This window comes from Actinomadura sp. NPDC048021 (assembly GCF_040653135.1).
Lineage (GTDB): Bacteria > Actinomycetota > Actinomycetes > Streptosporangiales > Streptosporangiaceae > Spirillospora > Spirillospora verrucosospora.
This window is the reverse complement of record NZ_JBEZJQ010000029.1, coordinates 62,934-89,558: the sequence shown is the minus strand read 5'-3', so window position 1 is coordinate 89,558 and position 26,625 is coordinate 62,934. Positions and strand designations below refer to the sequence as shown.

The following is a 26,625-nucleotide window of genomic DNA, read 5'->3' as shown; positions in this document are numbered from 1 at the left end:
GTTGCGCTACTCTTGAGGTATGCCAGCCAGGCTGCTCCTCGAAGGACCGCGTTGACGCACTGACGTCAGCGTGGTGGCCCCTCCTGCGCGAGGGGCCGTTTCATGTCGGCGGACGGCCACGACCCAGCAGCAGGAACCGGAGTCAGAAGCGTGAGCAGCGACGTTCCCCACCGCGCAACGCCGGGGGGTGCAGGGGGGGCGTCCCCCCTGAACGACGGGTACGACCCACGGGCGGTCCAGGACAAGTGGCAGGCCCGCTGGGAGGAGCTCGACCCGTTCAAGGCGGACGAGGAGGGCCCCGCCGAGGAGCGCCGCTACGCCCTGGACATGTTCCCCTACCCCAGCGGCGACCTGCACATGGGCCACGCGGAGGCGTTCGCCATCGGCGACGTCGTCGCGCGCTACTGGTTCCAGCGCGGCTTCAACGTCCTGCACCCGATCGGCTGGGACTCCTTCGGCCTGCCCGCCGAGAACGCCGCCATCAAGCGCGACTCGCACCCCGCCGAGTGGACCTACGCCAACATCGAGACGCAGGCGGCCTCCTTCCGCCGCTACGCCCCGTCCTTCGACTGGACGCGGCGCCTGCACACCTCCGACCCCGAGTACTACAAGTGGACGCAGTGGCTGTTCCTGCGCTTCTACGAGCGGGGCCTGGCCTACCGCAAGGGCGGCCACGTCAACTGGTGCCCGAAGGACCAGACCGTCCTGGCCAACGAGCAGGTCGTCGGCGGGCACTGCGAGCGCTGCGGCGCGCTGGTCGAGAAGCGCGTGCTGACCCAGTGGTACTTCAAGATCACCGAGTACGCGGACCGGCTGCTGGACGACATGGCGCAGCTGGAGGGCAAGTGGCCCGAGCGCGTCCTGCTGATGCAGCGCAACTGGATCGGCCGCTCCACCGGCGCCGACGTCGACTTCGTGATCGAGGGGCGCGACGAGCCCGTCACCGTCTACACCACCCGCCCCGACACCCTGTACGGCGCCACCTTCATGGTCGTGGCCGCCGACGCCGCGCTGGCCGAGGAGATCTGCCACCCCGACCACCGCGCCGCGTTCGAGGCCTACCGCGACGAGGTCTCCCGCGAGAGCGAGATCGAGCGGCTGTCCACCGAGCGCGAGAAGACCGGCGTGTTCCTGGGCCGCTACGCGGTCAACCCGGTCAACGGCGAGCGGCTGCCCGTCTGGGCGTCCGACTACGTCCTGGCCGAGTACGGGCACGGCGCGATCATGGCCGTCCCGGCCCACGACCAGCGCGACCTGGACTTCGCGCTGAAGTTCGGCCTGCCCGTCCGCGTCGTCGTCGAGACCGGCCTGGCCGACCCCGCCGAGACCGGCGTCGCCACCCCCGGCGACGGCGCGATCGTCAACTCCGGCCCCATCGACGGGCTGACCAAGGGCGACGGCATCGCCCGCATCACCGCGATCCTGGAGGAGCGCGGCACCGGCCGCGCGTCGGTGAACTTCCGGCTGCGCGACTGGCTGGTCTCCCGGCAGCGGTTCTGGGGCTGCCCGATCCCGATCGTGCACTGCGAGGCGTGCGGCGAGGTCCCCGTCCCCGACGACCAGCTGCCCGTGACCCTGCCCGAGGGCCTGCGCGGCGCCGACCTGGCCCCCAAGGGCACCTCGCCCCTGGCCGCCGCGTCCGACTGGGTGAACACCGAGTGCCCCAAGTGCGGCGGCGCCGCCACCCGCGACACCGACACCATGGACACGTTCGTCGACTCGTCCTGGTACTACTTCCGCTACTGCTCGCCCGGCTACGAGGGCGGCCCGTTCGACGTCGAGCAGGTCCGCAAGTGGATGCCGGTCGACCAGTACACGGGAGGCGTCGAGCACGCCATCCTGCACCTGCTGTACAGCCGGTTCTTCACCAAGGTCCTGCACGACATGGGCATGGTCGACTTCACCGAGCCCTTCACCCGGCTGCTGAACCAGGGCCAGGTGATCAACCAGGGCAAGGCGATGTCGAAGTCGCTGGGCAACGGCGTCGACCTGGGCGAGCAGATCGGCGAGTTCGGGGTGGACGTCGTCCGGCTGGCGATCCTGTTCTCCGGCCCGCCCGAGGACGACATCGACTGGGCCGACGTGTCCCCGCACGGCATGTCGAAGTTCCTGTCCCGCGTGCACCGCATCGCCACCGAGGTCTCCTCCGAGCCCGGCGTCGACGTCACCTCCGGCGACACGACACTGCGCCGCGCCACGGCCCGCACGGTCGACGAGGTCACCACGCTGGTCGAGACGCAGCGGTTCAACGTCGCCATCGCGCGGATCATGGAGCTGGTCACCGCGACCCGCAGGGCCGTCGACTCCGGCCCCGGCGCCGCCGACCCGGCCGTCCGCGAGGCCGCTGAGACGATCGCGGTCCTGCTGTCGCTGTTCGCCCCCTACACCGCCGACGAGACGTGGGAGCTGCTGGGCCGCACCGCGCCGGTGGTCCGCGCGGGCTGGCCGTCCGCCGACCCCGCCCTGCTGGTGGAGGAGTCGGTCACCTGCGTCGTGCAGGTCGCCGGTAAGGTCCGCGACCGCCTGGACGTCCCGCCCGGCATCGCCGAGGAGGAACTGGAGCGCCGCGCCCTGGCCTCGCCCAAGGTCCAGGACGCCCTGGCCGGCGCCGACATCGCCAAGATCATCGTCCGCGCCCCCAAGATCGTCAACATCGTCCCCAAACGCTGACCCCGACCCGACACGAGCACGCCGCCCGGACACTGCACCCTGCCCCAAGCAGTGTCCGGCCGGCGCGCCGCCACGTCCAACCAAGCCACCGATCGTGCCCCCTGCGGCTCATGCGCCAGAGACAGGCTCCAATGCCCCTTGGCACGAGCTAGCAAGCGAGGCGCCACCCGAACCAGGCGCGCCACCCAGCCAGCCCGCCTCCAGCGCCATGCGGGTCGTGCAGCCACCGATTGAGGTCGCTGTGCGCCTGGCCGGGCGCCTCGCATGAGGTGGTGTGCCCGCTGGGGTAATGCGCTCCCTCGGACCGGGCCTTTGCCGGTCTTGGCTGCTCAGGGTGGGTGCCATACGGGTTGTGCGTCAGAGTTGGGGCGTTGCGGGTGGTGCGCCGCTTGAGGGTGATGCGCTGCTTTGGTCGGGTGCGCTGCCTGAGGTGGCGCGCAATGCGAGGCGCACTTCATCGGGCCACGTCCTGTGCCAGGGCACGCGCGGCTCGGAGGCGTGCGCCATGGGAGACGGTGCGTCAAGCCAGGTAGTGCGCTGCTTGAGATGCCGAGTAGTGCGCCGACTGAGGGCCATGTGCCGCTTGGCTGGGTGCCTTGCCTGAGGTGGTGTGTCGGCTGGTAATGCGCCGCCTCGGCCCCTGCCCTTTGCCGGGTCATGTGCCACCTGGGGTGGTGCGCCATGCGGGTTGTGCGTCACAGCTGGGCGCTATGCGGGGGGTGCGCTGCTTGGGGGTGATGCGTGGATTGGGTTGGGTGCGCTGCCGGAGGTGGTGGGCCCGGCGGGGTGATGCGACGCCTCGGGGTGTGCCTTGTGCCGGGGCGTGTGCCATTGAGGTTGCGCGCCAGGCGAGTGCGGGCATAGATGGCGCTTGCCGGGTGGGGCGCTGGGCGGGGGCACACGTGCGGCATGGGGTAGAGCGCTCGTTGCGCCCTGGGGTGGTGCCAGGGGGGCCGTCTTGGCGTTGGTGACTGCGGCTGGGGGCGGGGGAGCTGGGCGTGCGTGGGCGGCCGCCGGAGGTGGTCCGGCGGCCGCTGAGGGCCGGCGTCACATCTTGCGGAGGACCGCCACGACCCGGCCGAGCACCGAGGCCTCGTCGCCGGGGATCGGCTCGTAGGCGGGGTTCTGGGGCATCAGCCAGATGTGGCCGTCGTCGCGGCGCTTGAACGTCTTGACCGTGGCCTCGCCGTCGATCATGGCGGCCACGATGTCGCCCTGCTCGGCCACCGGCTGCTGCCGCACGACCACCCAGTCACCGTCCGCGATCGCGGCGTCGATCATCGAGTCGCCGGTGACCTTCAGCAGGAAGTGGGTGCCCTCGCCGACGAGCTGCTTCGGCAGCGTGAAGACGTCCTCGACGGCCTCCTCGGCGAGGATCGGGCCACCGGCGGCGATGCGGCCGACGAGCGGCACGTAGGCGGGCGCGGGCTGCCCCGAGGCCGGCTCGTAGGTCTCCTCGTGCGTGCGCACCGGCGTCGTGCCCGGCACCCGCACCTCGACCGCGCGCGGCCGGTTGGGGTCGCGCCGCAGGAAACCCTTGCGCTGCAGCGCCCGGAGCTGGTGCGACACGCTGGAGGTGCTGGTCAGCCCCACGGCCTCGCCGATCTCGCGCATCGACGGCGGGTACCCGCGGCGCTGGACCGAATCACGGATCACCTCCAGCACCATGCGCTGTCGCTGGGTCAGGCCCGTCTCGTCCATCGGCCCGTCGGGCAGCTCCCGGACCTTGCTCATCGCTCGTCGCCTCCCGGGCGCCTCGGATCCGTCACTCCTTGTCATGAACGCTATCGCGTCCAGGCCCGATGATCAAACAATTGTTCGAAGATGCGCTCGCTTTTTCGGGAGGGCCCCTGGTAGAACATCGTACAGGCGTTCGATCGAAAATGCATTCGAAGTCGAGGAGGGGAGAGATGCCGGGTTCACCCCGCAGTGACCATCCCCCGATCCGCCTGACCCGCCGGGGCCGCGCCGTCCTGGTCGCCTTCGCCGCCACCGTCACGCTCATCCTGCTCTGGCTCAACGTGGGCTCGGGCGCCTTCGCCGGTTCCCGGGAAAGCCACGGCGGCCCGTCGCGTCCCTCTGAAACGGTCGTCGTCGAGCCCGGCGAGACCCTTTGGGACATCGCCTCCGCCGCCGATCCTGGCAGCGATCCTCGCCTCGTGGTGCAGCGCATAATCGACCTCAACGGCTTGGCGGGCGACGCGACCGTCCACCCGGGCCAGGAGCTCCGGCTGCCCTCAAGTTGACCGGCGCGCCCGACACGCTCGGTCACCACGGCTGCGGCCACCCGTCACACCCGTCGAACGTTCCTTCCTCTCGCTCGACGGCTGCAGGAGCGGTCCGGGCTCCTGTTGATCATGCGCGCCGTCGCCGCGTCGTCCGCCGTTCTGGATGTCACGCGGGTCTCGTCGCGATCGATAGGGGGCGCCGGGTGCGGCATGGCGGCCTGGGTGGGCCTTGTTCTTGGGGTGGGGGTGGCGGGTCGCGCCCGTAGCGGCAAGAGGCGGTGGGGCGTGCGTGTGAGTGGTGGGGGCGACGCCTGTCGGCGGTGGGCCTTGCTGGAGGCGGCGGGTGGGGGAGAGGGGCCTCTTGCTGGGACTTTGCCGTGATGGGGGTTACCGGGAGGGGCCTGCCGGAGGCGGTGTGTGACGACACGCCCGGACGGAAAATCCGGGTCTCGGAGATGACCTGCGCGGACGCGGCGGATGTGACGGAGGGGACGCGGGAGCAGGTTGCGAAGCAGTCCGGCGAGCCCTACGGTTGACCACAACATCTAGTAGTCACATCGATGTAGTTCCCTATATATGGCGCTACCATCGGTGTAACTCGTTTACGACAGGGGAGGGATTGGACGTGCACTGCCCGTTCTGTCGCAACCCTGACACCAAAGTCATCGACAGCCGTTCGACCGATGACGGCGGCGCCATTAGGCGCCGCCGGTCGTGCTCGGAATGCGGCAAGCGATTCACGACGCAGGAGAATGTGCTCGTGATGGTGGCCAAGCGCAGCGGGGTCACCGAGCCGTTCTCCCGGGAAAAGATCATCGCCGGGGTGCGCAGGGCCTGCCAGGGCCGCCCGGTCGACGAGGATGCGCTCGCGAAGTTGGGACAGCGGGTCGAAGAGGCGATCAGGTCGTCCGGATCCGCGGAAATCCCCTCGCACGAGATCGGCCTCGCGATCCTGGGGCCGCTCGGCGAACTCGACGAGGTCGCCTATCTGCGATTCGCCTCGGTCTACCGGAGCTTCGAGTCGCTGGACGACTTCGCCAAGGAGATCGAAGCACTGCGGAAGGCCGGTTCCTCGGGGGAGCCCGGCCCGTCCCGTTAGGGACGGTTCCGGAAACACATCAGCACAAGTAAAGGCGTCTCCGCGCGGGCATCGTTCGCGCGGCGGCGTGGTTGTTCCTGGACAGGGCCCGGCGGGAGGGTCCGAGAGGGGGAAGGTCATGACGGAGACGGTGAGCGGCTCGACGGCGCGGCGCGGCAAGGGGGGCCGCAAAGGGCTGAAGATCGAGCGCATCTTCACCACGCCCGGCGTGCACCCGTACGACGAGATGCGCTGGGAGCGTCGTGACGTCGTCATGACCAACTGGCGCGACGGCTCGGTGAACTTCGAGCAGCGCGGCGTCGAGTTCCCCGACTTCTGGTCGCTGAACGCCGTCAACATCGTCACGTCGAAGTACTTCCGCGGGGCGGTCGGCACGCCGCAGCGGGAGTGGAGCCTGAAGCAGCTCGTCGACCGCGTCGTCCGGATGTACGTGGACACGGGCCTCAAGGAGGGCTACTTCGCCTCCGACGAGGACGCCGAGATCTTCGACCACGAGCTGAAGTACGCGCTGGTCCACCAGATGTTCAGCTTCAACTCCCCCGTGTGGTTCAACGTCGGCACCAAGTCCCCGCAGCAGGTCTCGGCGTGCTTCATCCTGTCCGTGGACGACACGATGGAGTCGATCCTGGACTGGTACAAGGAAGAGGGCGTGATCTTCAAGGGCGGCTCGGGCGCCGGCCTGAACCTGTCCCGCATCCGCTCCAGCCGGGAGCTGCTGTCCTCGGGCGGGACGGCCAGCGGCCCGGTGTCGTTCATGCGCGGCGCCGACGCGTCCGCCGGGACGATCAAGTCGGGCGGTGCGACCCGCCGCGCCGCCAAGATGGTCGTGCTGGACGTCGACCACCCCGACATCGGGGAGTTCATCGAGACCAAGGCGCGCGAGGAGGACAAGATTCGCGCGCTGCGGGACGCCGGGTTCGACATGGACCTCGGCGGCAAGGACATCGGCAGCGTCCAGTACCAGAACGCCAACAACTCCGTCCGGGTGTCGGACGAGTTCATGCACGCCGTGGAGTCGGACGGCGAGTTCGCGCTGCGCGCCCGGATGACCGGCGAGGTCGTCGAGACGATCAAGGCCAAGGAGCTGTTCCGGCTGATGGCCAAGGCGGCGTGGGAGTGCGCCGACCCGGGCATCCAGTACGACGACACGATCAACGACTGGCACACCAACCCCGAGACCGGGCGGATCACCGCGTCCAACCCCTGCTCGGAGTACATGAGCCTGGACAACTCGTCCTGCAACCTCGCGAGCATCAACCTGCTCAAGTTCCTCACCCCCGAGGACGCCTTCGACGTCGCCAGGTTCGTCAAGCTCACCGAGCTGATCATCACGGCGATGGACATCTCCATCACGTTCGCCGACTTCCCGACGGAGAAGATCGCGCAGACGACCCGCGACTACCGGCAGCTCGGCATCGGCTACGCCAACCTGGGCGCGCTGCTGATGGCGACCGGGCACGCCTACGACTCCGAGGGCGGACGTTCCCTCGCGGCGGCGATCACGTCGCTGATGACGGGCGTCGCCTACCGGCGCTCGGCCGAGATCGCGGGCGTCGTCGGGCCGTACGCGGGCTACGCGCGCAACGCCGAGGGCCACAAGCGCGTCATGCGCAAGCACGCCGCCGCCAACGACGACGTCCGCACGCTGGACGCGATGGGCAAGGCGATCCACGCCGCCGCGGCCAAGCAGTGGACCGACTGTCTGAAGGCCGGCGAGAAGAACGGCTACCGCAACGCCCAGGCCAGCCTGCTCGCCCCCACCGGGACGATCGGCCTGATGATGGACTGCGACACCACCGGCATCGAGCCGGACCTCGCGCTGATGAAGTTCAAGAAGCTCGTCGGCGGCGGGTCCATGCAGATCGTCAACCACACGGTGCCGCGCGCCCTGAAGCAGCTCGGCTACCAGCAGGAGCAGATCGAGGCGATCGTCGAGTACATCTCCGAGCACGGCCACGTCGTGGACGCGCCCGGGCTGCGCCCCGAGCACTACGAGGTGTTCGACTGCGCGATGGGCGAGCGGGCGATCAGCCCGATGGGGCACGTCCGGATGATGGCGGCCGTCCAGCCGTTCCTGTCCGGCGCGATCTCCAAGACCGTCAACATGCCGGAGCAGGCCACCATCGAGGACATCGAGAAGGTGTACTTCGAGGGCTGGCGGCTCGGCCTGAAGGCCCTGGCGATCTACCGCGACAACTGCAAGGTCGGCCAGCCGCTGTCCGTCGCGGGCAAGAAGGAGGAGCCGAAGGCGGCGGCGCCCGCCGAGACGGCGCCACGTCCGGTCCGCCGGCGCCTGCCGAAGCAGCGTCCCGCGACCGTGACCCGCTTCTCCGTGGCGGGCGCCGAGGGCTACATGACCGCTTCGTCCTACCCGGACGACGGCGTCGGCGAGGTCTTCCTCAAGCTCGGCAAGCAGGGTTCCACGCTCGCCGGCGTGATGGACGCCTTCTCCATGGCGATCTCCATCAGCCTCCAGTACGGCGTCCCGCTGGAGACGTGGGTGGAGAAGTTCACCAACATGCGGTTCGAGCCGGCGGGCATGACCGACGACCCGGACATCCGCATGGCGACCTCGGTGATGGACTACATCTTCCGCCGCCTGGCGCTGGACCACCTCCCGTACGAGGAGCGCGCCGGCCTCGGCATCTTCACCGCCGAGGAGCGCGCGATGCAGGCCAACGGCGAGGACCCCGCCGCCCTGCACGTCGAGGAGGAGGTCGACCGCGAGTCCCTGGCGCAGTCCGCCGAGATCGCCCGGCCGGCGGCGCCCGCCCCGGCCGCGGGCGGCGAGGCGCGCTCGTCCATGGAGGTCATCGAGAGCCGCCAGGGCCGCACGGCCGACGCGCCGCTCTGCCTCACCTGCGGCACCAAGATGCGCCCGGCGGGCAGCTGCTACGTCTGCGAGGGCTGCGGCTCCACCAGCGGCTGCAGCTGATCTCGGCTGTGTAGTGCCTGGTCAGAGCGGGGTATCGGCGATGAGCCGGTACCCCGCTCTCCCTTTCGCATGAGCGTTCGTTGCGTTGGGTGCGACTCGGCATTCGACCTGCGGCCTGTCGTGACCGGCCTTTGCCGGGGGCAGGGGCGAAGCTTCGACTGGGTTATGCGACCGCCATCAGATGGGCTCCTCGCCAGGCAGGGGTTCGCGCGCGGGGGCTTGGCGGGTCTTCATGGTCAGGGCCAGCAGGATGGTGCAGGCGGTGAAAACCGCTCCGACGGTGAAGGCCGTGGTCGCCCCCTTGGTGAAGACGTGGTGGCCTGTTCCGTGTGCCGTGCGGGTTGCGGCACCGAACGCGGTGACGAGGATGGCCAGCCCCAGTGCGCCGCCGATCTGCTGCATGACATTGAGAAGGCCGGAGGCGGCGCCGGCGTCCTCCGCGCGGACGTCTGAGGTCAGCACGGTGGTGATCCCGACCAGCAGGGTGCCCATGCCGAGACCGGCGATGAGTGTCGGGCCAAGCAGCGATCCCGCGTAGTCGGCCGACGGTGTGAGCCGGGCCAGCCAGAGAAGGCCCACGGTGATGGCCGCGGCGCCGGAGGCGGTGAGCGTCTTCGAGCCGAGGCGGGGCAGCAGCCGAGCGGAAGCGTTGGAGGAGACGAGGATCAAGAGGGTCAGCGGCACGAACGCGAGGCCGGCCTTCAGCGGGGCGTAGCCGCGGATCTGCTGCAGGAACTGGGTGAGGAAGAAGAACATGCCGTTGCCCGCGGCCATGACGAACAGCAGGCCGAGGTAGCCGGTGGCCCGGTTGCGGTCGGCGAACAGCCGCAGCGGAGTGATCGGCTGCCGGGCACGGGCCTCGACGGCCACGAACAGCGCGAGCAGGATGACGGCCGCGCCGAGCGCGCCGAGGGCGAGCGGGTCGCCGAAGTCCTGTTCGGCGGCGCGGATGAAGCCGAAGACGAGTGCGGTCACGCCCAGGGTCGAGGTCAGCGAGCCGGTGAGATCGAAGTGTCCTGGACGGCGGTCGGTCCTGGCGATGAACAGCGGGGCCGAGATGAGCAGGACGGCGCCGACCGGCACGTTGATGAACAGGACCCAGCGCCAGGAGATCCAGTCGGTGAGCATTCCGCCGGCGATCAGACCGAGCGCGGCGCCGGAGCCGGAAACGGCCGCGTAGGCGCCGAGCGCCCGCCCTCGCGCGGCCTGGTCGGGGAAGCCGATAGTGATCAGGGCGAGCACGGTCGGTGCGGCGACGGCGGCGCCGATCCCCTGCCCGGCGCGGGCGGCGAGCAGCATTCCGGCCGAGGTCGACAGCCCCCCGGCCAGTGAGGCGACGGTGAACACGGCGACTCCGCCGATGAGCGCCCGCCGCTGGCCGAAGATGTCGCCGACGCGTCCGCCGAGCAGGAGCAGCCCGCCGAACGCCAGCATGTAGGCGTTCAGCACCCACGACAGATCGGCGGGGGAGAACCCCACGTCTCGCTGGATGTGGGGCAGGGCGATGTTCACCACGCTGGTGTCGAGGATGAACATCGTCTGACAGATCAGCACGATCGCCAGCACGAGGCCCGGTCGGCGCCGCGGTCCGGGCGGATCGGGCACACGGGCGGCCCCCGTCGTCGGCGCGGGCAGGATCTCTTCGGTCATGGTGCTCCTCGCTGCGGCGATGAGAGTTAAACGAGGAGGCTCCTCGCTTCAAGTCCGGTACGATATGAGGAGGTTCCTCGTTTAGCAACCGGCGGAGGGTTCATGACGACTGGGCGGGCGACCGAGCGGGCGCCGCGCAAGGACGCGCAGCGCAACTACGACCGGCTGCTGACGGCGGCGCGGGCGGCGTTCACCGAGCAGGGCGTCGGCGCGTCATTGAACGACATCGCGCGCAGAGCCGGCGTCGGGAACGTGACCCTCTACCGGCACTTCCCGAACCGCCAGGCGCTTCTGGAGGCACTACTCGGTGAGAGCCTGCGCGGGCTGCGCGTGCGCTCAGACGCACTGCTCACCGCCGCCATGCCTGGCGACGCACTGGTCGAGTGGTTCGAGGCCGCGGTGGAGCATGCGATGACCTATCGCGGCCTGGTCGACGCCCTCGTTGACAGCCTCGCCGATCCGGAATCGGACCTGCACGCCAGTTGCCAGGCCATGAAAGCGGGTGGGGCGCAACTGTTGGCGCGCGCTCAGGAGGCCGGAGCAGTCCGGCCGGACGTCAACGCCTCCGCGCTGTTCTCGCTCGTCGCGGCGGTCGCCTGGGCCGTGGAACGAGGACCTGAGGACCGTGAGCAGATCCTGGCCGTCTTCTTCGACGGACTTCGCCCTGCTGGGGGCCCCGTACGTGATGACGGCGGCGCTTGAGACAGAGATTCGGGCGGGAATACCGCACCCTTCGAACAAGCGCACTGCTCTAGTGCACGAGCACACGAGACGGGCCGCGACCAGGTGGAACTGCGGGAGACTAGGATCGGATCATGCCTTTGACGGGGACGGACGTCGACCGGTTCGAGCTGGCGAGGCCCCGCCTGGAGGCCATCGCCTACCGTCTGCTCGGTTCGGCGGACGAGGCGCAGGACGTCGTGCAGGAGACGTTCCTGCGCTGGCAGGCCGCCGACGTCGCCCACATCGAGGTCCCCGAGGCCTGGCTGACGAAGGTGCTCACCAACCTGTGCCTGAACCAGCTCACCTCCGCGCGGGCGCGCCGCGAGACCTACGTGGGCCGATGGCTCCCCGAGCCGCTGCTCGCAGGGGACGTGATGCTCGGGCCCGCCGACACGGCCGAGCAGCGGGAATCGGTGTCGTACGCGGTCCTCACCCTCATGGAGCGCCTGACCCCCAACGAGCGGGCCGTCTACGTGCTGCGGGAGGCCTTCGACTACCCGCACCGGGAGATCGCCGAGATCCTCGACATCACCGAGGCCGCCTGCCAGCAGATCTTTCACCGCGCGAAGAAGCATGTCGCGCACGGGAAGGCCCGCGGCGCGATCGACGAGGCGGCCGCCCATCGGATCGTCGAGGAGTTCCTCGCGGCCGCCACCAGCGGCCGGACGGATGAGCTCGTGCGCCTGCTCACCAAGGACGCCGTCTCCGTCGGCGACGGGGGAGGGAAGGTCCCGGCGCGCACCAAGGCGTTCGAGGGGGCCGTCGCGGTCGCGACGTTCGTGCGGGCGCTCTTCAAGCCCGCGGAGGCCAAACGCGCCATCGTCGGCGGCTCGTCCGAGATCTACGCCTGGGTCGCCAATGGCGAGCCCGCCGTTGTGGCCGTCGTGGACGGCCGGGTCGTCGCCGTCATGTGCCTGGAGGTGACGGCCGAGGGCATCACCGCCTGCCGTACTCAGGCGAACCCCGACAAGCTCGAACGCGCGACCGCGCAATGGGCGGCGGCCGAGCATGGGGAGCCCCTGCTCGCGGTGTGACGTAGGACACGTTCGACTTCTGTCAGCAATCGGCGGGCCATCCGGTTCAAGTGGCGAACCCGGACCGGAGAGCAAGGGAGCCGACGATGAGAGTACTGGTGGCAGGAGCGACCGGAGCGATGGGCAAGGAGCTCGTGCCTCGTCTGGTCGAAGCGGGGCACGAGGTGTTCGCCATGGTCCGCGGCGAAGCCGGCAAGGCCGGGGCGGCGCGGCTGGGCGCGGTACCGGTCATCGCCGACGCGCTCGACCGCTCCCAGGTCGAGGCGGCCGTGCGCGAGGCGGCCCCGGAGGTGATCGTCAACCAGTTGACCGCCATCGGGCACATCGACACCCGCCGTTTCGAACGCAGCTTCGCCGCGACCGACCGGCTGCGGATCGAGGGCAACGACAATCTGCTCGCCGCCGCCCGCGCCACCGGGGTACGGCGCTTCGTCGCCCAGAGCAACGGCGCGTTCACCTACGATCGGACCGGCGGGCGGGTCAAGAGCGAGCACGACCCCTTGGACCGCTCACCGGTCGCGCAGATGGCCTCGATGATCGCCGCGGTCGGGCACCTGGAGAAGGCCGTGCTGAGCGCCGACTGGACCGAGGGGATCGTGCTGCGCTACGGCGCGTTCTACGGACCCGGCACCTCCATGGCGCCGGGTTCGGAGCAGCTGGAGATGATCCGCAAGCGCAAGTTCCCGGTCGTCGGCGACGGCGGCGGCGTGTGGTCGTTCGTCCACATCGCCGACGCCGCCGAGGCCACGGTCGCGGCGGTGGAGAACGGCGGCCGCGGTGTCTACAACATCGTGGACGACGACCCCGCCCCGGTCGCCGAATGGCTGCCGGAACTGGCGGCGATGCTGGGCGCCAAGAAGCCGCTGCGCGTGCCGCGGTTCATCGGACGGCTGGCAGCCGGAGAGGCCGGAGTCGTGCTCATGACCGAACTGCGTGGCGCGTCCAACGCCAAGGCCAAGCGCGAACTGGGCTGGAACCCGGCGCACCCCAGCTGGCGTCAGGGCCTCCAGGTCAAGGCGTGAGTTGGTGATCGCCGCCCCGGCCTCCACGAGCGGGCGGAGCAGCCGGTGCTCACGGAGCGAGGGACCGGCTTCGGTCGGTCCCTTCGCCTGGCTCAGGTCGGTGTGCCGGTGTCGTCGGCGGGGCGCTTGGTCGGCTGGGTGGACGAGGCGCGGCGGCGCTGGGACGGCTTCCGGCGTCCGGCCACCAGCACGTCGTCGGGGTCGTCGGCGGGCTTGTCCGGCTTCTCGGACGGGTCCGGGGCGGGAGCCGCGGGCGCTTTGGGGGAGCGGCGCGGCTTCTTCGCGGGCTTCGTCTCGGCCTGCCGCAGCGACTCCACGAAGCTCGCCGCGTCCTCCTCGTCCTCGTCGCCCTGATGGGGGCGGTGGAAGCGCTTCGCGACGATCCACTGGTCGAGGGTCAGGCGGCCGCCGCCGCCCGCCGCGAACAGCAGGCCGGCCATGCCCAGCGCGAGGACCAGCTCGTAGCCGTTCTGGACGGTCTTGCCGTCCACCAGGAACAGGCCCTGGTCCGCGTGGACGAAGACGAACGCGCCGGCCATGTCGATGAAGAGGAGGGCACCGGCGATCGGCAGGCCGAGCCCGACGATCAGCGCGGCCCCGCCGAGGAGCTCGACGAACGCGGAGTAGACGGCCGCGGCGGTCGGCAGCGGCACGCCGAGGGCGTCGAAGGAGCGGCCCGTCGCGGTGACCCCCGCCTCGATCTTCTGCCAGCCGTGTGCCATGAAGACGATGCCCACGCCCAGCCGCGCCAGGACGGCGGCGACGTCGTACAGCGGACGAGTGCGCATGCCAGCGGCTCCTTCGGCGCGGGGGGACGGGCCCTGGTTGACGGAGAGTATGACGGCCCCGGGGCGGATATCGCGAACATCGCAGGTGAACGGACCGCTCAGGTTTCGATGAAGGCGCGGACGAGGGCCGCGGCGACGGTTCCGCAAACGTGCTCCAGGGTCTCGACGCCGTCCCGCAGGGTGGAGTCGCGTTCGGAGAGAGCGGCGAGCAGGAAGGTGCGGCCCGCGATGGCGACGATTCCGATGCTGTTGACCGTCCAGGCGCCGCCGTGCCTTTCGCGGGGCAGCCAGCCGTTCTTCACCTCGGCGCCGGTCCCCGCCGCGCTGACTCCCCATGCCTGCTCTGGCGCCACGTCCCCCATCAGGCGGCGGACGTAGCGGCGGCTCGCGGAACTCAGCGGGCTGTCCGCGGAGGTGAGGGCGGTCAGCAGCCGGATCTGGTCGGCGGCGCTCGTCGTCGTCGACCCCCAGGAGCCGCCGGGACCGGGCTCGGTGTCGCGCAGGCCGAGCTTCCTGTTGGCGGAGGCCAGACCGCGCGCGCCGCCGACGGAACGCCACAACGCGCTGGCGGCGTCGTTGTCGCTGACCTTGATGGCCCGCTCGGCGAGGGCCTTCTCGCTGGACGTGAGTGCACGCCGCTCGTGCTGAGCCCGGAGAAGCAGCGCCATGACGATGTCGACCTTGACGATGCTGGCCGTCGCCGTCCGCAGGCCGTCGCCGTAGGAGTACGAGAGGCCGGTGGACGCCTCGCGCACCGAGATCGACAGATCGCCGGTCCTGCCGTCCAGGTACCGGCGGAGCGCGCGGGTGAGTTCATCGCGCTGCGATCGGGTGAGGGTGGGCGTCGTCGGATGCCGCCTCTGGGCCGGGGCCGTCGGGGTCGTCGGGGCCATCGTAGGGACGGCGGGGGGCTCGTAGACGAACGCCGTCGAACCGGCCACGAGGGTCGCGGTCGCGGCGAGCACCGCGGCGGCGAGGAGCACGGCCCGTCTCATCGACGCCGTCCTGCGTCGGGATCCATGATCGGGAGTGTCGGGAGCGGGCTGTTACCCCTGCGTTAACACTTGAGACGGCGTAATAGGTGCGGCACATGAGCGACGTCGTGGTGAGAACATGTACGCATGATGGGTTCTCGTCAGCTGGAGTACTTCAGGGCGGTGGCGCGTGAGCTGCACTTCACTCGTGCGGCGGAGACGTTGCAGATCGCGCAGCCCGCCCTGTCCCAGCAGATCCGCAAGCTGGAGCGGCAGCTCGGCATCACCCTGTTCGAGCGCAACAACCACAGGGTCGAGCTGACACCGGCCGGGTCGGCGCTCCTGGAGCACGCCGAGCGGATCCTGTCCGACATCGCGGCGGTCGAGGACGAGATGCGCGGCTGGGCGGAGGGGACGCGGGGCCGGATCCGCCTCGGCGGCGCCCGCGGCCTGACGGCCCGGCTCGCGCGCCTGCTGGCGGAGTTCTCCGGGGAGTTCCCGGCGGTCGACGTGGAACTCCGGGAGATGAACACCGAGGAGATGGTCGCGGGCCTCGGCGGAGGACGCCTCGACGCGGCGACCGTCGTCCGGATGCCGCCGCAGGAGGAAGGGCGGCGGCTGGAGTCCCTCCCCCTCGGCGAGGAGCCGCTCGTCCTCATCACTTCGGAGTCGGCGCCGCTCGCGGGCCGGTACAGAGTGCCCGTCGCCGCGCTGGACGGTGTCGACCTGGTCTGCTACTCGCCGGGCTCGGTGATCCGCGAGATCGTCCTGTCCGCCCTGGCGGCCGCCGGCGCGACGGCGCGCATCCGGTTCGAGACGCGGGAGTACAGCACGGCCAGGGCGATGGCGAGCGTGGGACTCGCCGCGGCCGTCGTCCCCCGCTCGGTCGCCGAGGAGCCGGGCCAGCCGGTGAGCGTCGTGCGGCTTGAGCCCGAACCGACCTGGGCGCCGTCCCTCGCCTGGCCCGCCGGACGCCGTCCGAGTCCCGCGCTGGCCGCGTTCATCGACTTCGCGGCGCGCCGTCCGGACCTCGCCTCGATCGGACCGTGACCGCAGACCGCCGGGGAACCGGAGCGGCATGACGAGACGTCCGCGACGCGGGCGGCTGACACGAGAGTAATAAGGCTGAGATATGACGATGAGCCTTACTAGGTCTTGGACATCTTGCCGCTATCGGCACGAGCATGGAGGCGTCCCACAGAACGCGGACTTCTACAGAGGAGCAGGACATGAACCGTGGCGAGCGCGGACGGCGCGAATATGAAGGGTTGATGGGGCGCAGGCCCGAAGAGGCGCTCGGTGAGGTGCTCCAGACGTCCCCGCAGATGTTCGAGGCCGTGGTGGAGGGGGCGTTCGGCGGGGCGCTGGCCCGGCCCGAACTGAGTCGCCGGGCGCGCGAGCTGGCCTCCGTCGCCATCATCGCGGCCCTGGGCGGCGCCGACCGCCGCCTCGCCAGCCATGTGCGGGGAGCGTTGCGGCAGGGCGTCGAACCGTCCGAACTGCTGGCCCTGTGCGAGCACGTCTCGGTTTACGCGGGCTTCCCTCGCGCGCTCGACGCGCTCGCCGTCGTCAACGGCGTTCTGGAAGAGCAGGGCATGGCCAAGCCGCCGCGCATGCACCGCATCGCGCTCGCCGACCATGAGACCGTCGTCGCGCAGAAGGGCGACCGCGGACCGGCCGTGATCCTCTCGCACTCCCTGGGCGTGGACTGGCGCATGTGGGAGCCCGTCATGGAGCGGCTGGCGGACGGCCGGCGGGTCTTCGCCTACGACTTCCGCGGACACGGCGGCGCAGCCGGGGCGCCCCGCCCGTTCAGCATGGACGACCTCGCCGCGGACCTGCTCGGCGTCCTCGACGCCTTCGACGTGGACCGGGGGCACGTCGTCGGCCTGTCGATGGGCGGCGGCATCGCGCAGACCGCCGCCGTCCGCGCACCCGAACGCGTCGCGTCGCTGGCCCTGCTCGCCACCACCGACCACGCCTTCGACGCCTTCGAGGACCGAGCCCGGTCCGGTGAGGCCGACGGCATGGAAGCGCAGATCGTCCCCACCCTGACGCGCTGGTTCACGCCCGCCGCGCTCGCCACCGACCCCTGGGGCGTCCGGTACGCGCGGGAGCGCATCCGGCGCTTCGACCCCGCCGACTGGGCCGCGGCCTGGCGGGCCTTCAAGGGCCTGGACGTCCAGGGCCGGCTGGCAGGGAAGGACTTCCCGACCCTGGTGCTCGCGGGAGAACTGGACGCCTCGACGACCCCGGAGATCATGGCGGGGATCGCCGGGCGCATCCCGGGCTCGACCTACCGGGAGCTTCCCGGCACGCCGCACATGCAGACCCTCGAACGTTCCGACCTGGTCGCCGAAGCCCTCGACGAGTTCCTTCCCGCCGATCGCTAGGGCCGTCGCCCTCCCTCCCCCGGGTGAGGCGAACGCCCCGCGCGGGGGAGGAGCGCCCGCCCGGCGGACGGCAGGCTTCGATCATGACGGGGATGTCCGGAATGATCGGGACGAGATGGGCGGCGGCGCGACGGCTCGGCGGGTACGGCGCCGCCGCGTCGTTGTCGCTTTATCTGGCGGTCAAGGTCGTGTGGGTAGCGGCCGCGGCGTTCGGCCACGTTCCAGCGCATTTCGGCGGCGCGGACTGGATCGTGCTCAACGTGGTGACGGTCGGCATGTCCGCGACCGGGATCGCGCTGGGGCTCGTCCTGGCGCGGGGCATGCGGTGGCGGATCCCGGCCGCGCCTCTGGTCTTCCTCACATGGGTGGGCGGCGGCTTCCTGATCCCCCTCATGCCCTACAGCCTGGTCAGTGCCCTCCTGGGCGGCGGTGGGGAGGACGCCGGCGGCGACGCGGCGCCCTCGTGGGAGATGACTTTCATCGGCATCGGATTCACCGGCATGGCCATCGGCCTCGCCATCGCGCTCCCCATCTACATGCGGGAACGATGGCCGGCCGCCTTCCTCGGACGTCTCTCCGACCGCAACCGGACCGCCGTCGGACGCGCGCGCACGGCCGCCGTGCTCACCGCCGTGCCGGCCGCCTTCTGGACGCTGTGGTCGGCGGGTGCGGAACTCGGCCTCGACCCCGCGCACCGCGACCTCGTCGACGTGAACACCCGCCTCCTCCTGGGCGACTCGGCCCTGTGGGCGCTCCTCGGCGTCTGGAGCGTCCTGGCCGTCAGCTCCGCACGTCCGAACATGCCCGCCTGGCTGCCGACGGCCATCGGATTCACCGCGTCCGGCTCCCTTTTCGCCTGGGGCGGCTGGAAACTCGCGGTCGCGGTCTTTCGCCCGGGCGGCTACACGTCCGCCGAGTATCCGATCGCGGCCATCGCCCTCAACGGCCTCGCCGCCGCAGGAGGCCTGCTGATGCTGAGCACCCTCCTGGCCTCCCTCCGCGCCTCCGAAGCGCCGCCCGCCAACACGCCGCCCGCCAACGCGCCGCCCGCCAACGCGCAGGCCGCCAATGCGCAGGCCAGCAACGCGCAGACCGGCGACGCGCAGGCCGGCAAGAGTTGAGAGCGGCGCGCGGCCGTTCAGCGAGTCCGGCCCCTCGGCTTCAGAGGCGTCGCGGGCATGGCGGGCGCCGGGATGGGGGAGCCGTCGTAGCCGCGCACGCTGCCGAAGCGGTCGCCTCCCATCCAGTCGTCGCGGGCGCGGGCTATCTCCTCACCCGTCCGGGCGACGAAATTCCACCACATGACGAGCTTCTCCTCGAACGGTTCGCCGCCGAGCAGCACGAGCCCGCTCGCCACGTCGGCCCTCAGGGGCAGCTCGCGGCGGCCGGATCCCAGGTACAGCATCGACCCGGGGTCCACGCGCATGCCGTCGACCTCCGTGACGCCGGACATCGTGAGCACGGCGTACTCGAAGTCCGGTTCCACGGGCAGGCGCACGTCCGCGCCGTCCGCCAGGGCGACGTCCGCCCCGACGATGGGCGTGAAGACCGTGCCGGGCGACGCGGCCCCGTCCAGCTCCCCGAGGATCACGGTGGCGCCGAACCCCGGACCGTCGACGACGGGCAGGTCGGCGTGATGCTCGAAGGCCGGGTCGGTGTCCCTGTCCGAATCGGGCAGCGCCACCCAGAGCTGGGCCCCGTGCAGGACGGGGCCGTGCCCGCGCGGCGACTCCTCCGAATGCGAGATCGCCCGTCCGGACGTCATCAGCCCGAGCTCCTTCGGCCGGACGGTCTGCAGACTGCCCAGGCTGTCGCGGTGGAGCACCTCGCCGCCGTGCAGCCAGCTCACCGTCTGCAGGCCGATGTGCGGATGCGGCGGCACCTGCATCCCCGGCTCATCGGCGATGTCGTCCGGCCCGTAGTGGTCGACGAAGCACCAGGCGCCGACCATCCGGCGGCCCAGGCTGGGCAGCAGCCGCCGCACGACCGTGCTCTCGCCGAGCGGCACCCGCCGGGGCGGCAGCAGCTCACGGACCGGCCCTCCCGGGACGTCCTCCCGCCCTCCGCACTCGACCGGCTTCGGCTTGACGTCAAGATTGCTCACCAGACCACCCTCCCCGCAACGCCGCCATTCAACAACGCCCCCGCCCCGCCCATCGAACCGACCTGCCAGGAAGCGCGTCACCGCACCGGTGCGCGAGTTGTTCCGAGGTTCTCGGGAGCGGGTGTCGTGGCGAGGTGGTGGTGCCTTATGTGAGGGAGGGCGGGGGCGCCTTCGGCGGGGGGTGCGGGGCGGGGAAGGGCGGGGCCCAGGGTTCGTTGTCGATCTCCAGTGTGTTGATCAGTTGGCCGATGGTGCGGTACCAGCCGGCGAGCACCAGGATCTCGAGCAGTTGAGGCTCCTCGTAGTGCTCGGCGAGGGCGCTCCAGGTCCGGTCGGATATGCGGGCCGAGTCGTGGAGTTCGTCGGCCGCGCTCATCAGGAGGCGCTCCTTCGGCGACCAGGGGGCGCCGTCGCCGGACACGGTCGCCCGGAGGTGCTCCCGGCCGAGCCCGGCGGCCTCGCCGAACGCCGCGGCGTGGACGCCCCACTCGTACTCGCAGCCGGTGCGGGCGCAGGTCCGGTCGATGATGATCTCCCGGTCGCGGGCGGGCAGGCGGCCGTGGGCGAGCAGGCCGGCGCCGAGCACGCGCATGCGGGACGCCAGTTCGGGGTTCCGGTGCAGGACGCGGAACAGCACCAGAGGGTCGTGGGCGACGTCCGGCGGCATCCATCTGGCCAGGGCGGCGGCGACTTCGGGGGTGTACGGGGGATCGAGCGGCGCGATGCGGGGCACGGCGACCTCCGGAATGCTTCGGTTTTAGAAGCAGTCTGATGCTTCGGAAAAAGAAACGCAAGGGAGCGTGCGGAGGACGTCGAGGCGGCTGTCGGGGCCCCCGGGCCGGGATCAGCTGCCGCAGGACGGGGCGCGGTGTCAGCCGGGCCCTTCGTCGAGCGCGGCGGCCCATCGGTCGGACCATCGCGACAGCGGGCGGAGAGCCTCCCGGGCGTCGCGGCCCAGCTCGGTCAGGGCGTAGAGGTTCTCGGGCGTCTGGCGGACGAGGCCCGCGTCGATCAGTTCGAGGAGCCGCTGCCGCAGGACGCTGGAGGACATGGCGTCGCAGCGCTGCTGGAGGGAGCGGAAGCCGAGGGGCTGGTCCTGGAGTTCCCAGACGATGCGCAGGGTCCAGCGGCGGCCGAACAGGTCGAGGGCCGCCATCAGCGGGCGGCCCCCGGACGAGCCGCGCACCGGCCTTCCCGGTTTCGGCATGCCCCCTCCTGTGGTCGGGTTCCCGGAACACTAGCCGCAGTGGCCGCCCGCCGCCGCGCCGTCGTCGCGCACGCGGCGGAATCCGGTGCGGGTCCGCGGGGTTCAGGTCTACGTGATGCACGGTGAGTACAAGGTCCCCGGCGGCAAGCTGGTCGTCGCCGACGTCGACGTCGTGGACGGGGTGCTGCGCGGCCCGAGGATCAGCGGCGACTTCTTCCTGGAACCGGACGACGCCCTCGAAACGATCAATGCGGCCCTGGACGGGCTGCCGGCCGGGCTCGACGCCCGGGCGCTCGGGGCCCGCGTCCAGGCGGCCCTTCCGCGGGACACCGTGATGCTCGGCATCACCGCCGAGGCCGTGGGGATCGCGGTGCGGCGGGCCGTCGCGCGCGCGTCCGACTGGCGCGAGCACGACTGGCGGCTCGTCCATGAGCCGCCGCAGGACCCGGCGCTGCACATGGCCCTCGACCAGGTTCTCGCCGAGGAGGTCGGCGCGGGACGGCGCCCGCCGACGCTGCGGGTGTGGGAGTGGGCGTCGCCGGCGGTGGTCATCGGCAGCTTCCAGTCGCTGCGCAACGAGGTCGACGCCGCGGAGGCCGAGCGGCACGGCGTGGAGGTGGTCCGCCGGATCAGCGGCGGCGGCGCGATGTTCATCGAGCCGGGCAACACCATCACCTACTCGCTCTACGCCCCGGAGAGCCTGGTGGCGGGGATGTCCTTCGCCGAGAGCTACGCCTTCCTCGACGACTGGGTGCTGGGCGCGCTGGGCGAGCTCGGGATCAGGGCCTGGTACCAGCCGCTGAACGACATCACCTCCGACCACGGCAAGATCGCCGGGGCCGCGCAGAAGCGGCTGGCCGCCGGCGCCGTGCTGCACCACGTGACCATGGCCTACGACATCGACGCCGACAAGATGCTGAAGGTCCTCCGCATCGGCCGGGAGAAGATCTCCGACAAGGGCATCGCCAGCGCGGTCAAGCGCGTGGACCCGCTCCGCCGCCAGACCGGCCTGCCCCGCGAAGAGATCATCGGTCGCATGATCGCCCATTTCCGCGGCCGCTACGGCCTCACCGACGACCGCGTGACCGACGACGAGCGGCGCCTCGCCGACAAGTACGTGACCGGCAAGTTCGCCACCCCCGACTGGACCGCCCGAGTCCCCTGACACTCCGACGCCTCTCACGACATCGTTCCTTTCTGGTGCGGTCAGGCGGGTTGGGTGTGCGTGCAGGGGGTGGATTCTTGGACGGGGTGCTGCTGCTCGCGCCCGGCGGCTCGTTCGGGGTGGGCTATGAGGCGCCAGGCCCCCAGGGCCGCGGCGAGGTAGGCGGCTCCGACCAGTGAGAACGCGATGGCCGCGCTGGCCGTCCAGTCGGTGGACGTGCCCAGTACGGCGCCGATGACCGCTACGCCGATGAGCGTGCCTATCTGGCGTCCCGTGTTGAGGACGGAGCCCGCGACGCCGCCGTTGCCCGGGCCCGCGGCATCGACCATGACCGCCGTCATGGCGGGGGAGACGATGCCGCCCGCGATGCCGGTCGTCGCCAGGGCCGCCGCGGTCGTCCAGTAGGGGCCCGACGGGGTGAGCGCGGTCAGGGCGAACGCCGCTGCGGCCGCCAGGACGAGGGAGGCGGTCAGCAGAAGGCCGGTCGCGATGCGGGCGGACAGGTGCGCGAACGCCAGATTGCTCAGCGGCAGGAAGACCGTCATCGGGAGGACCATCAGGCCCGCCCGGATCGGGCCGGCGCCCGTGCCGTGCTGGAAGTACAGGCCGACCAGGAAGAGCGTCCCGAAGAAGGCGGCGTTGAAGAGGAAGCCCACGGTGTTGGCGCCGGTGAAGCGCGGGTCGCGGAACAGCGCCCACGGCATCACGGTGGCGGGGGCGCGGCGTTCCCGCAGCAGGAGGAGGGCGGTGGCGCCCGGCACCAGGGCGATCGCGGCGAGGACCGGGAGGGAGGTCCAGCCGCGGTGCGGTCCCTCGATCAGCACGAAGCTCAGGGCGCCGAGGCCGGCGGCCAGCGCGGCGTGGCCGGGGAGGGCGAGCGGGCCGGGACGGCCGGGGACGGGGGCGATGTGGCGGCGGGCCAGCGCCATGCCCGCGATCGCGAGCGGCAGGTTGAGCAGGAAGATGCTGCGCCAGCCGAGCGTGCCCACCAGGACGCCGCCGAGCGTCGGGCCGAGCGCGATCGAGGACGACACGATCGCCGACCAGAGGCCGAGCACGCGCGTGCGGCGCCGCGGGTCGGGGAACGCCTCGACCAGCAGGGCGAGCGAGCTCGGCATGAACAGCGCGGCGCCCGCGCCCTGGACGAGCCGGGCCGCGATGAGGACCTCGATCGCGGGGGCGAGCGCGGCGGCCAGCGAGGCGGCGAGGAACACCGCCATGCCCGCCAGGTAGACGCGCCGGGCCCCGAGCCGGCCGGCGAGGCCGCCCGCCAGCATCAGCAGGGCCGCGAACGTCAGCACGTAGCCGTCGACGGCCCAGGTCAGGCGGCTCAGCGGAGCGTGGAGGCGCTCCTGCACGGTAGCCCCCGCTATCTGCATGACCGTGGCGTCCACGCTCGCCATCACGAAGCCCGCGGCGAGCGCGGTGATCTTCATGGCGGGGGAGCCTCCGTGTCCGGATGCCATGACCAGTCCCTTCGTCAAGCGGACGGGTCGCGTCCGCTTCCGGAGAAGCTAGCGCAACCGGACGCGAGCTGTCCACTTAAATCGGACCAGTAGCGTCCGCTTGTGGCTAGAATCCGATTCATGAGCGGTACCAGGAGCGCGGTGGACCGGCTGCTGGACGACGGCACGGGCCGCCGCCCGCGGGCCGACGCCCGGCGCAACGTGGAGCGTCTCGTCGCGGCGGCGCGCGAGGCGACCGGCGAGATCGGCGGAGAGGTCACGGCCCACGAGATCGCGCGCCGCGCCGGGGTGGGCGTCGGTACGTTCTACCGGCGCGTCAGCACCCTGGAGACGCTGCTCGAGGCGGTCCTCGCCGAGGTGCTCGGTGAGATCGTCGCCAAGGGCGACGAGGGCCTCGCCGATCCCGACCCATGGGAGGGCTTCTGCGACTTCGCGGCGTCCTACACCCGGCTTCGAAACGAACTGTGCGACATCAACTACGCGCTGGGCGGTGGCATCGACCACGCGCGCGCGGAACTGCGCGAGCGCATCCGCCTTCTGGTGGAGCGGGCGCAGGGCGCCGGCGCCATGCGCGCCGACATCACGTGGCAGGACGTCGCGTTCCTGCTGGTGTCCGTCTCCACCGGCGACCACACGGTGGGCCTGCAAGCGGGTGACCAGCAGTGGGACCGCAATCTGCGGATCGTCCTGGACGGCCTGCGCACGCCCGAGCCCGCGCCGCTGCCGGGGGCGCCGCCCACCGACTCGTCCGGGTGAGGCCGCGCGAGCGAAACGGAACTCCCCCGCGGCGCCGAGCGTCCTCCTCTCATGGCGAGTCGCGGGGCCGGGCGGCTGCCCGTAGGTTGGTGACAGTCGGTCGATGACGAGGAGCGTTCATGTCGATGCAGAAGGGCGCCAACACGGCGGTTCCGGTTCCTTCGGTGCGGGTCGAGCTTGGCTGGCAGGGCGGCCCCGGCGTGCCCGACGCGGACGCCTCTGCGCTCCTGCTGGCGGAGACCGGCCGGGTCCGGTCGGACGACGACTTCGTCTTCTACAACCAGCCCGTGCACGGGTCGGGCGCCGTCAGGCACGAGGGCAAGCAGCAGGGGCCGACCGTCCGTGACGTCCTGGCGGTCGACCTGAACAGGGTCGAGCCCGCCGTCGACAAGATCGTCATCGCCGCGTCCTCCGACGGAGGGACGTTCTCCAAGTTCCAGGGGCTCTACGTGCGCGTGCTGGACGCCGCGGGCGGGGCCGAGGTCGCCCGGTTCGAAAGCCCGGGCGCCACCACCGAGACCGCGTTCGTCCTCGGCGAGCTCTACCGCAGGCAGGGCGCGTGGAAGTTCCGTGCGATCGGCCAGGGATACGACTCCGGGCTCGCCGGGCTGGCCACCGACTTCGGCATCAGCGTCGACGACCCCGGCCAGGCGGCGCCTCCCGCGCCCCCGCAGCCGCAGGCTCCGCCGCCCGCCCCTCCGCAGCCGCAGCAGCCCGCGCCGCAGGAGCAGTACGCGCCTCCCGGCGGGCAGTACGTGCCGCCGCCGCCCGGCGGCCAGTACACGCCTCCGCCGCCGCCTGCCGGCGGGCAGTACGCGCCCCCGCCCGGGCAGTATCCGCCGCCGCCCGGTCAGTACGCGCCCCCGCCGCCGCCCGGCCAGTACCAGCCGCCCGCGGAGCAGTACGCCCCGCCCGCCGGCCAGTACCCGCCGCCCGGCCAGTACGCGCCGCCGCCCCCCGCCGGGGCCACGCCTCCCGCCGGGGCCACGCCGCCGCAACAGCAGGGCGGCAAGATCTCTCTGACGAAGAACGCGCCGTCGGTGTCGCTCACCAAGCACGGGGCGACGGGCGGCCACATGCGCGTCAACCTCAACTGGACGGCGCGCGAGGGCGCGGCCAAGGGGCTCCTCGGCAAGCGCCGCCGCGGCGTCGACCTCGACCTGGACCTGTGCTGCCTGTGGGAGCTGAAGGACGGCCGGAAGGGCATCATCCACGCCCTCGGCGACATGGGCGCGCTCGACCGCCCGCCCTACATCAAGCTCGACAAGGACGACCGCACCGGCGCGATCGAGACGGGGGAGAACCTCCACATCAACCTCGACCACACGGCGGAGTTCAAGCGGATCCTGGTGTTCGCCGAGATCTACGAAGGCGCCGACGACTTCCGGGGCATGGACGCGGTCGCCACGCTGTTCCCGGTGGGCGCGCCGCCGATCGAGATGCACATGAACGACTGCATGGACGCCTCCCGTGACGCGGTTCTGGCGCTCATCGAGAACGTGAACGGGGAACTGGTCGTCCGCCGTGAGGGCCGGTACGTCCTGCCGCCGCCCGGCCGTCCGCGCTGGGGCAAGATGACGGTCGACCAGGCGTACGGCTGGAACCTGGAGTGGGTCGCCTCGCGCGGCAAGGACTGAGCACCCCACGACGCGCGGAGTGCCGGAACGGGCCCGGGAACGTTGGCTGATGCTGCCGATTGTCCCGGGCCCGGGGCCGACGGTAGGAACGGTCACATGAGCACCCAGCCGCAGTACCCCGTCGTGCCGGCGCCTCGTTTCGACGTCGCGCCCGAGCAGTCGGTCGAGCGCGTCCAGACGTTCGCCGACACGATGAAGCTGCGCCGCACCGTCCGGGACTTCTCCGACCGTCCGGTGCCGCGCGCCGTCATCGAGCACGCGATCCGGGCCGCGGCGACGGCGCCCAGCGGGGCCAACCTGCAGCCGTGGCGTTTCGTGGTGGTGACCGACCCGGAGCGCAAGAGGCGCCTCCGGGACGCCGCCGAGCGGGAGGAGCGGGAGTTCTACGAGCAGCGCGCCTCTCAGGAGTGGCTGGACGCGCTGGCTCCGCTCGGCACCGACTGGCGCAAGCCGTTCCTTGAGGACGCCCCCGCGGTCATCATCGTCTTCGAAGTGCACAAAGGCCCTGAGACGCCGCGACCGTACTACGTAAAGGAGTCCGTGGGCATCGCCGTGGGTTTTCTCTTGGCCGGCCTCCACCAGGCGGGCCTGGCGACCCTCACGCACACGCCGAGCCCCATGCGCTTCCTGAACGAGGTGTGCGACCGTCCGCGGGAAGAACGCGCCTACGTCGTGATACCCGTCGGCTACCCGGCGGACGACGCGATGGTGCCCGACATCACCCGCAAGCACATGGACGAGGTCGTCGTCTGGATGTGACGTGTGCGCGCCTCG

22 protein-coding genes are annotated in these 26,625 nt (G+C 71.3%); 14 read left to right on the top strand and 8 right to left on the bottom strand.

Annotated elements, in window-relative coordinates; translation table 11 throughout:
- The first annotated feature begins 207 nt into the window (after positions 1-207).
- A complete protein-coding gene (gene leuS, locus AB0C87_RS35410; protein WP_353832704.1) occupies positions 208-2,670 on the top strand; it encodes a leucine--tRNA ligase in 2,463 nt (820 codons plus the stop codon).
- A gap of 1,047 nt (positions 2,671-3,717) precedes the next feature.
- On the opposite strand, the gene lexA is transcribed toward leuS, so the two are convergent.
- The gene (gene lexA, locus AB0C87_RS35405) at positions 3,718-4,404 is read right to left on the bottom strand and encodes a transcriptional repressor LexA (RefSeq protein WP_353832695.1); all 687 of its coding nucleotides are present in this window, start codon (positions 4,402-4,404) and stop codon (positions 3,718-3,720) included.
- A gap of 176 nt (positions 4,405-4,580) precedes the next feature.
- On the opposite strand from lexA, the gene AB0C87_RS35400 reads away from it, so the two are divergent.
- The 3 genes from AB0C87_RS35400 to AB0C87_RS35390 all read left to right on the top strand — a co-directional run bounded on the left by AB0C87_RS35400 (position 4,581) and on the right by AB0C87_RS35390 (position 8,932).
- Positions 4,581-4,916, top strand: coding sequence for a LysM domain-containing protein (locus AB0C87_RS35400; RefSeq protein WP_360581400.1), 336 nt, complete (start codon positions 4,581-4,583; stop codon positions 4,914-4,916).
- 607 nt (positions 4,917-5,523) lie between these two features.
- Positions 5,524-5,997 (top strand): transcriptional regulator NrdR, encoded by a 474-nt coding sequence (nrdR, locus tag AB0C87_RS35395; protein ID WP_141583086.1) that lies wholly within the window; start codon positions 5,524-5,526, stop codon positions 5,995-5,997.
- Between the two features lie 118 nt (positions 5,998-6,115).
- Positions 6,116-8,932, top strand: a complete 2,817-nt coding sequence (locus tag AB0C87_RS35390) for a vitamin B12-dependent ribonucleotide reductase (protein ID WP_345183129.1) — start codon at positions 6,116-6,118, stop codon at positions 8,930-8,932.
- Between the two features lie 177 nt (positions 8,933-9,109).
- Here AB0C87_RS35390 and AB0C87_RS35385 read toward each other — a convergent pair whose 3' ends face one another.
- Positions 9,110-10,582 (bottom strand): MFS transporter, encoded by a 1,473-nt coding sequence (locus AB0C87_RS35385; protein WP_360581399.1) that lies wholly within the window; start codon positions 10,580-10,582, stop codon positions 9,110-9,112.
- Positions 10,583-10,684: 102 nt separating this feature from the next.
- Between AB0C87_RS35385 and AB0C87_RS35380 the strand changes: the two genes are divergently transcribed.
- From AB0C87_RS35380 to AB0C87_RS35370, 3 genes are all read left to right on the top strand, one after another.
- Positions 10,685-11,284, top strand: coding sequence for a helix-turn-helix domain-containing protein (locus AB0C87_RS35380; protein WP_360581398.1), 600 nt, complete (start codon positions 10,685-10,687; stop codon positions 11,282-11,284).
- Between the two features lie 113 nt (positions 11,285-11,397).
- Positions 11,398-12,339: an RNA polymerase sigma-70 factor gene (locus tag AB0C87_RS35375; RefSeq protein ID WP_360581397.1), complete on the top strand. Its 942-nt coding sequence runs from the start codon at positions 11,398-11,400 to the stop codon at positions 12,337-12,339.
- A gap of 86 nt (positions 12,340-12,425) precedes the next feature.
- Positions 12,426-13,361, top strand: coding sequence for an NAD(P)-dependent oxidoreductase (locus AB0C87_RS35370; RefSeq protein WP_360581396.1), 936 nt, complete (start codon positions 12,426-12,428; stop codon positions 13,359-13,361).
- Between the two features lie 92 nt (positions 13,362-13,453).
- Here the strand turns inward: AB0C87_RS35370 and AB0C87_RS35365 are convergent, their stop codons facing one another.
- Together AB0C87_RS35365 and AB0C87_RS35360 are read right to left on the bottom strand one after the other, a co-directional pair.
- Positions 13,454-14,149, bottom strand: a complete 696-nt coding sequence (locus AB0C87_RS35365; protein WP_360347871.1) for a DoxX family protein — start codon at positions 14,147-14,149, stop codon at positions 13,454-13,456.
- A 98-nt stretch (positions 14,150-14,247) separates the two neighbouring features.
- A complete protein-coding gene (locus AB0C87_RS35360) occupies positions 14,248-15,144 on the bottom strand; it encodes a serine hydrolase (RefSeq protein WP_360581395.1) in 897 nt (298 codons plus the stop codon).
- 126 nt (positions 15,145-15,270) lie between these two features.
- Between AB0C87_RS35360 and AB0C87_RS35355 the strand changes: the two genes are divergently transcribed.
- The 3 genes from AB0C87_RS35355 (at position 15,271) to AB0C87_RS35345 (ending at position 18,637) form a co-directional block, all read left to right on the top strand.
- Positions 15,271-16,173: a LysR family transcriptional regulator gene (locus tag AB0C87_RS35355; protein WP_345183113.1), complete on the top strand. Its 903-nt coding sequence runs from the start codon at positions 15,271-15,273 to the stop codon at positions 16,171-16,173.
- 179 nt (positions 16,174-16,352) lie between these two features.
- A complete protein-coding gene (locus AB0C87_RS35350; RefSeq protein ID WP_360581394.1) occupies positions 16,353-17,516 on the top strand; it encodes an alpha/beta fold hydrolase in 1,164 nt (387 codons plus the stop codon).
- Positions 17,517-17,608: 92 nt separating this feature from the next.
- On the top strand, positions 17,609-18,637 hold the full coding sequence (locus AB0C87_RS35345; protein ID WP_360581393.1) for a hypothetical protein: 1,029 nt from the start codon (positions 17,609-17,611) through the stop codon (positions 18,635-18,637).
- Between the two features lie 17 nt (positions 18,638-18,654).
- Here AB0C87_RS35345 and AB0C87_RS35340 read toward each other — a convergent pair whose 3' ends face one another.
- The 3 genes from AB0C87_RS35340 to AB0C87_RS35330 form a co-directional block, all read right to left on the bottom strand.
- Positions 18,655-19,620: a pirin family protein gene (locus tag AB0C87_RS35340; RefSeq protein ID WP_360581392.1), complete on the bottom strand. Its 966-nt coding sequence runs from the start codon at positions 19,618-19,620 to the stop codon at positions 18,655-18,657.
- A gap of 145 nt (positions 19,621-19,765) precedes the next feature.
- The gene (locus tag AB0C87_RS35335; RefSeq protein WP_360581391.1) at positions 19,766-20,353 is read right to left on the bottom strand and encodes a carboxymuconolactone decarboxylase family protein; all 588 of its coding nucleotides are present in this window, start codon (positions 20,351-20,353) and stop codon (positions 19,766-19,768) included.
- Positions 20,354-20,491: 138 nt separating this feature from the next.
- A complete protein-coding gene (locus AB0C87_RS35330; protein ID WP_345183103.1) occupies positions 20,492-20,827 on the bottom strand; it encodes a helix-turn-helix domain-containing protein in 336 nt (111 codons plus the stop codon).
- A 115-nt stretch (positions 20,828-20,942) separates the two neighbouring features.
- Here AB0C87_RS35330 and AB0C87_RS35325 point away from each other — a divergent pair, with 115 nt between their 5' ends.
- Positions 20,943-21,992 (top strand): biotin/lipoate A/B protein ligase family protein, encoded by a 1,050-nt coding sequence (locus tag AB0C87_RS35325; protein ID WP_360581390.1) that lies wholly within the window; start codon positions 20,943-20,945, stop codon positions 21,990-21,992.
- 41 nt (positions 21,993-22,033) lie between these two features.
- Here AB0C87_RS35325 and AB0C87_RS35320 read toward each other — a convergent pair whose 3' ends face one another.
- Positions 22,034-23,458, bottom strand: a complete 1,425-nt coding sequence (locus AB0C87_RS35320) for an MFS transporter (protein WP_360581389.1) — start codon at positions 23,456-23,458, stop codon at positions 22,034-22,036.
- A 120-nt stretch (positions 23,459-23,578) separates the two neighbouring features.
- On the opposite strand from AB0C87_RS35320, the gene AB0C87_RS35315 reads away from it, so the two are divergent.
- From AB0C87_RS35315 to AB0C87_RS35305, 3 genes are all read left to right on the top strand, one after another.
- Complete coding sequence (locus AB0C87_RS35315; protein WP_345183097.1) at positions 23,579-24,214, top strand: TetR/AcrR family transcriptional regulator; 636 nt, start codon at positions 23,579-23,581, stop codon at positions 24,212-24,214.
- A gap of 119 nt (positions 24,215-24,333) precedes the next feature.
- Entirely contained in the window at positions 24,334-25,851 is a 1,518-nt protein-coding gene (locus AB0C87_RS35310) for a TerD family protein (protein ID WP_360581388.1), read from the top strand.
- Between the two features lie 96 nt (positions 25,852-25,947).
- On the top strand, positions 25,948-26,610 hold the full coding sequence (locus AB0C87_RS35305; RefSeq protein ID WP_360581387.1) for a nitroreductase family protein: 663 nt from the start codon (positions 25,948-25,950) through the stop codon (positions 26,608-26,610).
- Positions 26,611-26,625: the final 15 nt, after the last annotated feature.

Coding starts and splice junctions, on each gene's coding strand:
- lexA (WP_353832695.1), bottom strand. CDS start 4,404: ATGAGCAAGGTCCGGGAGCTGCCCGACGGGCCGATGGACGAGACGGGC.
- AB0C87_RS35325 (WP_360581390.1), top strand. CDS start 20,943: ATGCACGGTGAGTACAAGGTCCCCGGCGGCAAGCTGGTCGTCGCCGAC.
- AB0C87_RS35360 (WP_360581395.1), bottom strand. CDS start 15,144: ATGAGACGGGCCGTGCTCCTCGCCGCCGCGGTGCTCGCCGCGACCGCG.
- AB0C87_RS35385 (WP_360581399.1), bottom strand. CDS start 10,582: ATGACCGAAGAGATCCTGCCCGCGCCGACGACGGGGGCCGCCCGTGTG.
- AB0C87_RS35305 (WP_360581387.1), top strand. CDS start 25,948: ATGAGCACCCAGCCGCAGTACCCCGTCGTGCCGGCGCCTCGTTTCGAC.
- AB0C87_RS35370 (WP_360581396.1), top strand. CDS start 12,426: ATGAGAGTACTGGTGGCAGGAGCGACCGGAGCGATGGGCAAGGAGCTC.
- AB0C87_RS35400 (WP_360581400.1), top strand. CDS start 4,581: ATGCCGGGTTCACCCCGCAGTGACCATCCCCCGATCCGCCTGACCCGC.
- AB0C87_RS35350 (WP_360581394.1), top strand. CDS start 16,353: ATGAACCGTGGCGAGCGCGGACGGCGCGAATATGAAGGGTTGATGGGG.
- AB0C87_RS35380 (WP_360581398.1), top strand. CDS start 10,685: ATGACGACTGGGCGGGCGACCGAGCGGGCGCCGCGCAAGGACGCGCAG.
- AB0C87_RS35375 (WP_360581397.1), top strand. CDS start 11,398: ATGCCTTTGACGGGGACGGACGTCGACCGGTTCGAGCTGGCGAGGCCC.
- AB0C87_RS35320 (WP_360581389.1), bottom strand. CDS start 23,458: ATGGCATCCGGACACGGAGGCTCCCCCGCCATGAAGATCACCGCGCTC.
- AB0C87_RS35310 (WP_360581388.1), top strand. CDS start 24,334: ATGTCGATGCAGAAGGGCGCCAACACGGCGGTTCCGGTTCCTTCGGTG.
- AB0C87_RS35315 (WP_345183097.1), top strand. CDS start 23,579: ATGAGCGGTACCAGGAGCGCGGTGGACCGGCTGCTGGACGACGGCACG.
- AB0C87_RS35330 (WP_345183103.1), bottom strand. CDS start 20,827: ATGCCGAAACCGGGAAGGCCGGTGCGCGGCTCGTCCGGGGGCCGCCCG.
- AB0C87_RS35345 (WP_360581393.1), top strand. CDS start 17,609: ATGTCCGGAATGATCGGGACGAGATGGGCGGCGGCGCGACGGCTCGGC.
- AB0C87_RS35390 (WP_345183129.1), top strand. CDS start 6,116: ATGACGGAGACGGTGAGCGGCTCGACGGCGCGGCGCGGCAAGGGGGGC.
- AB0C87_RS35355 (WP_345183113.1), top strand. CDS start 15,271: ATGATGGGTTCTCGTCAGCTGGAGTACTTCAGGGCGGTGGCGCGTGAG.
- AB0C87_RS35365 (WP_360347871.1), bottom strand. CDS start 14,149: ATGCGCACTCGTCCGCTGTACGACGTCGCCGCCGTCCTGGCGCGGCTG.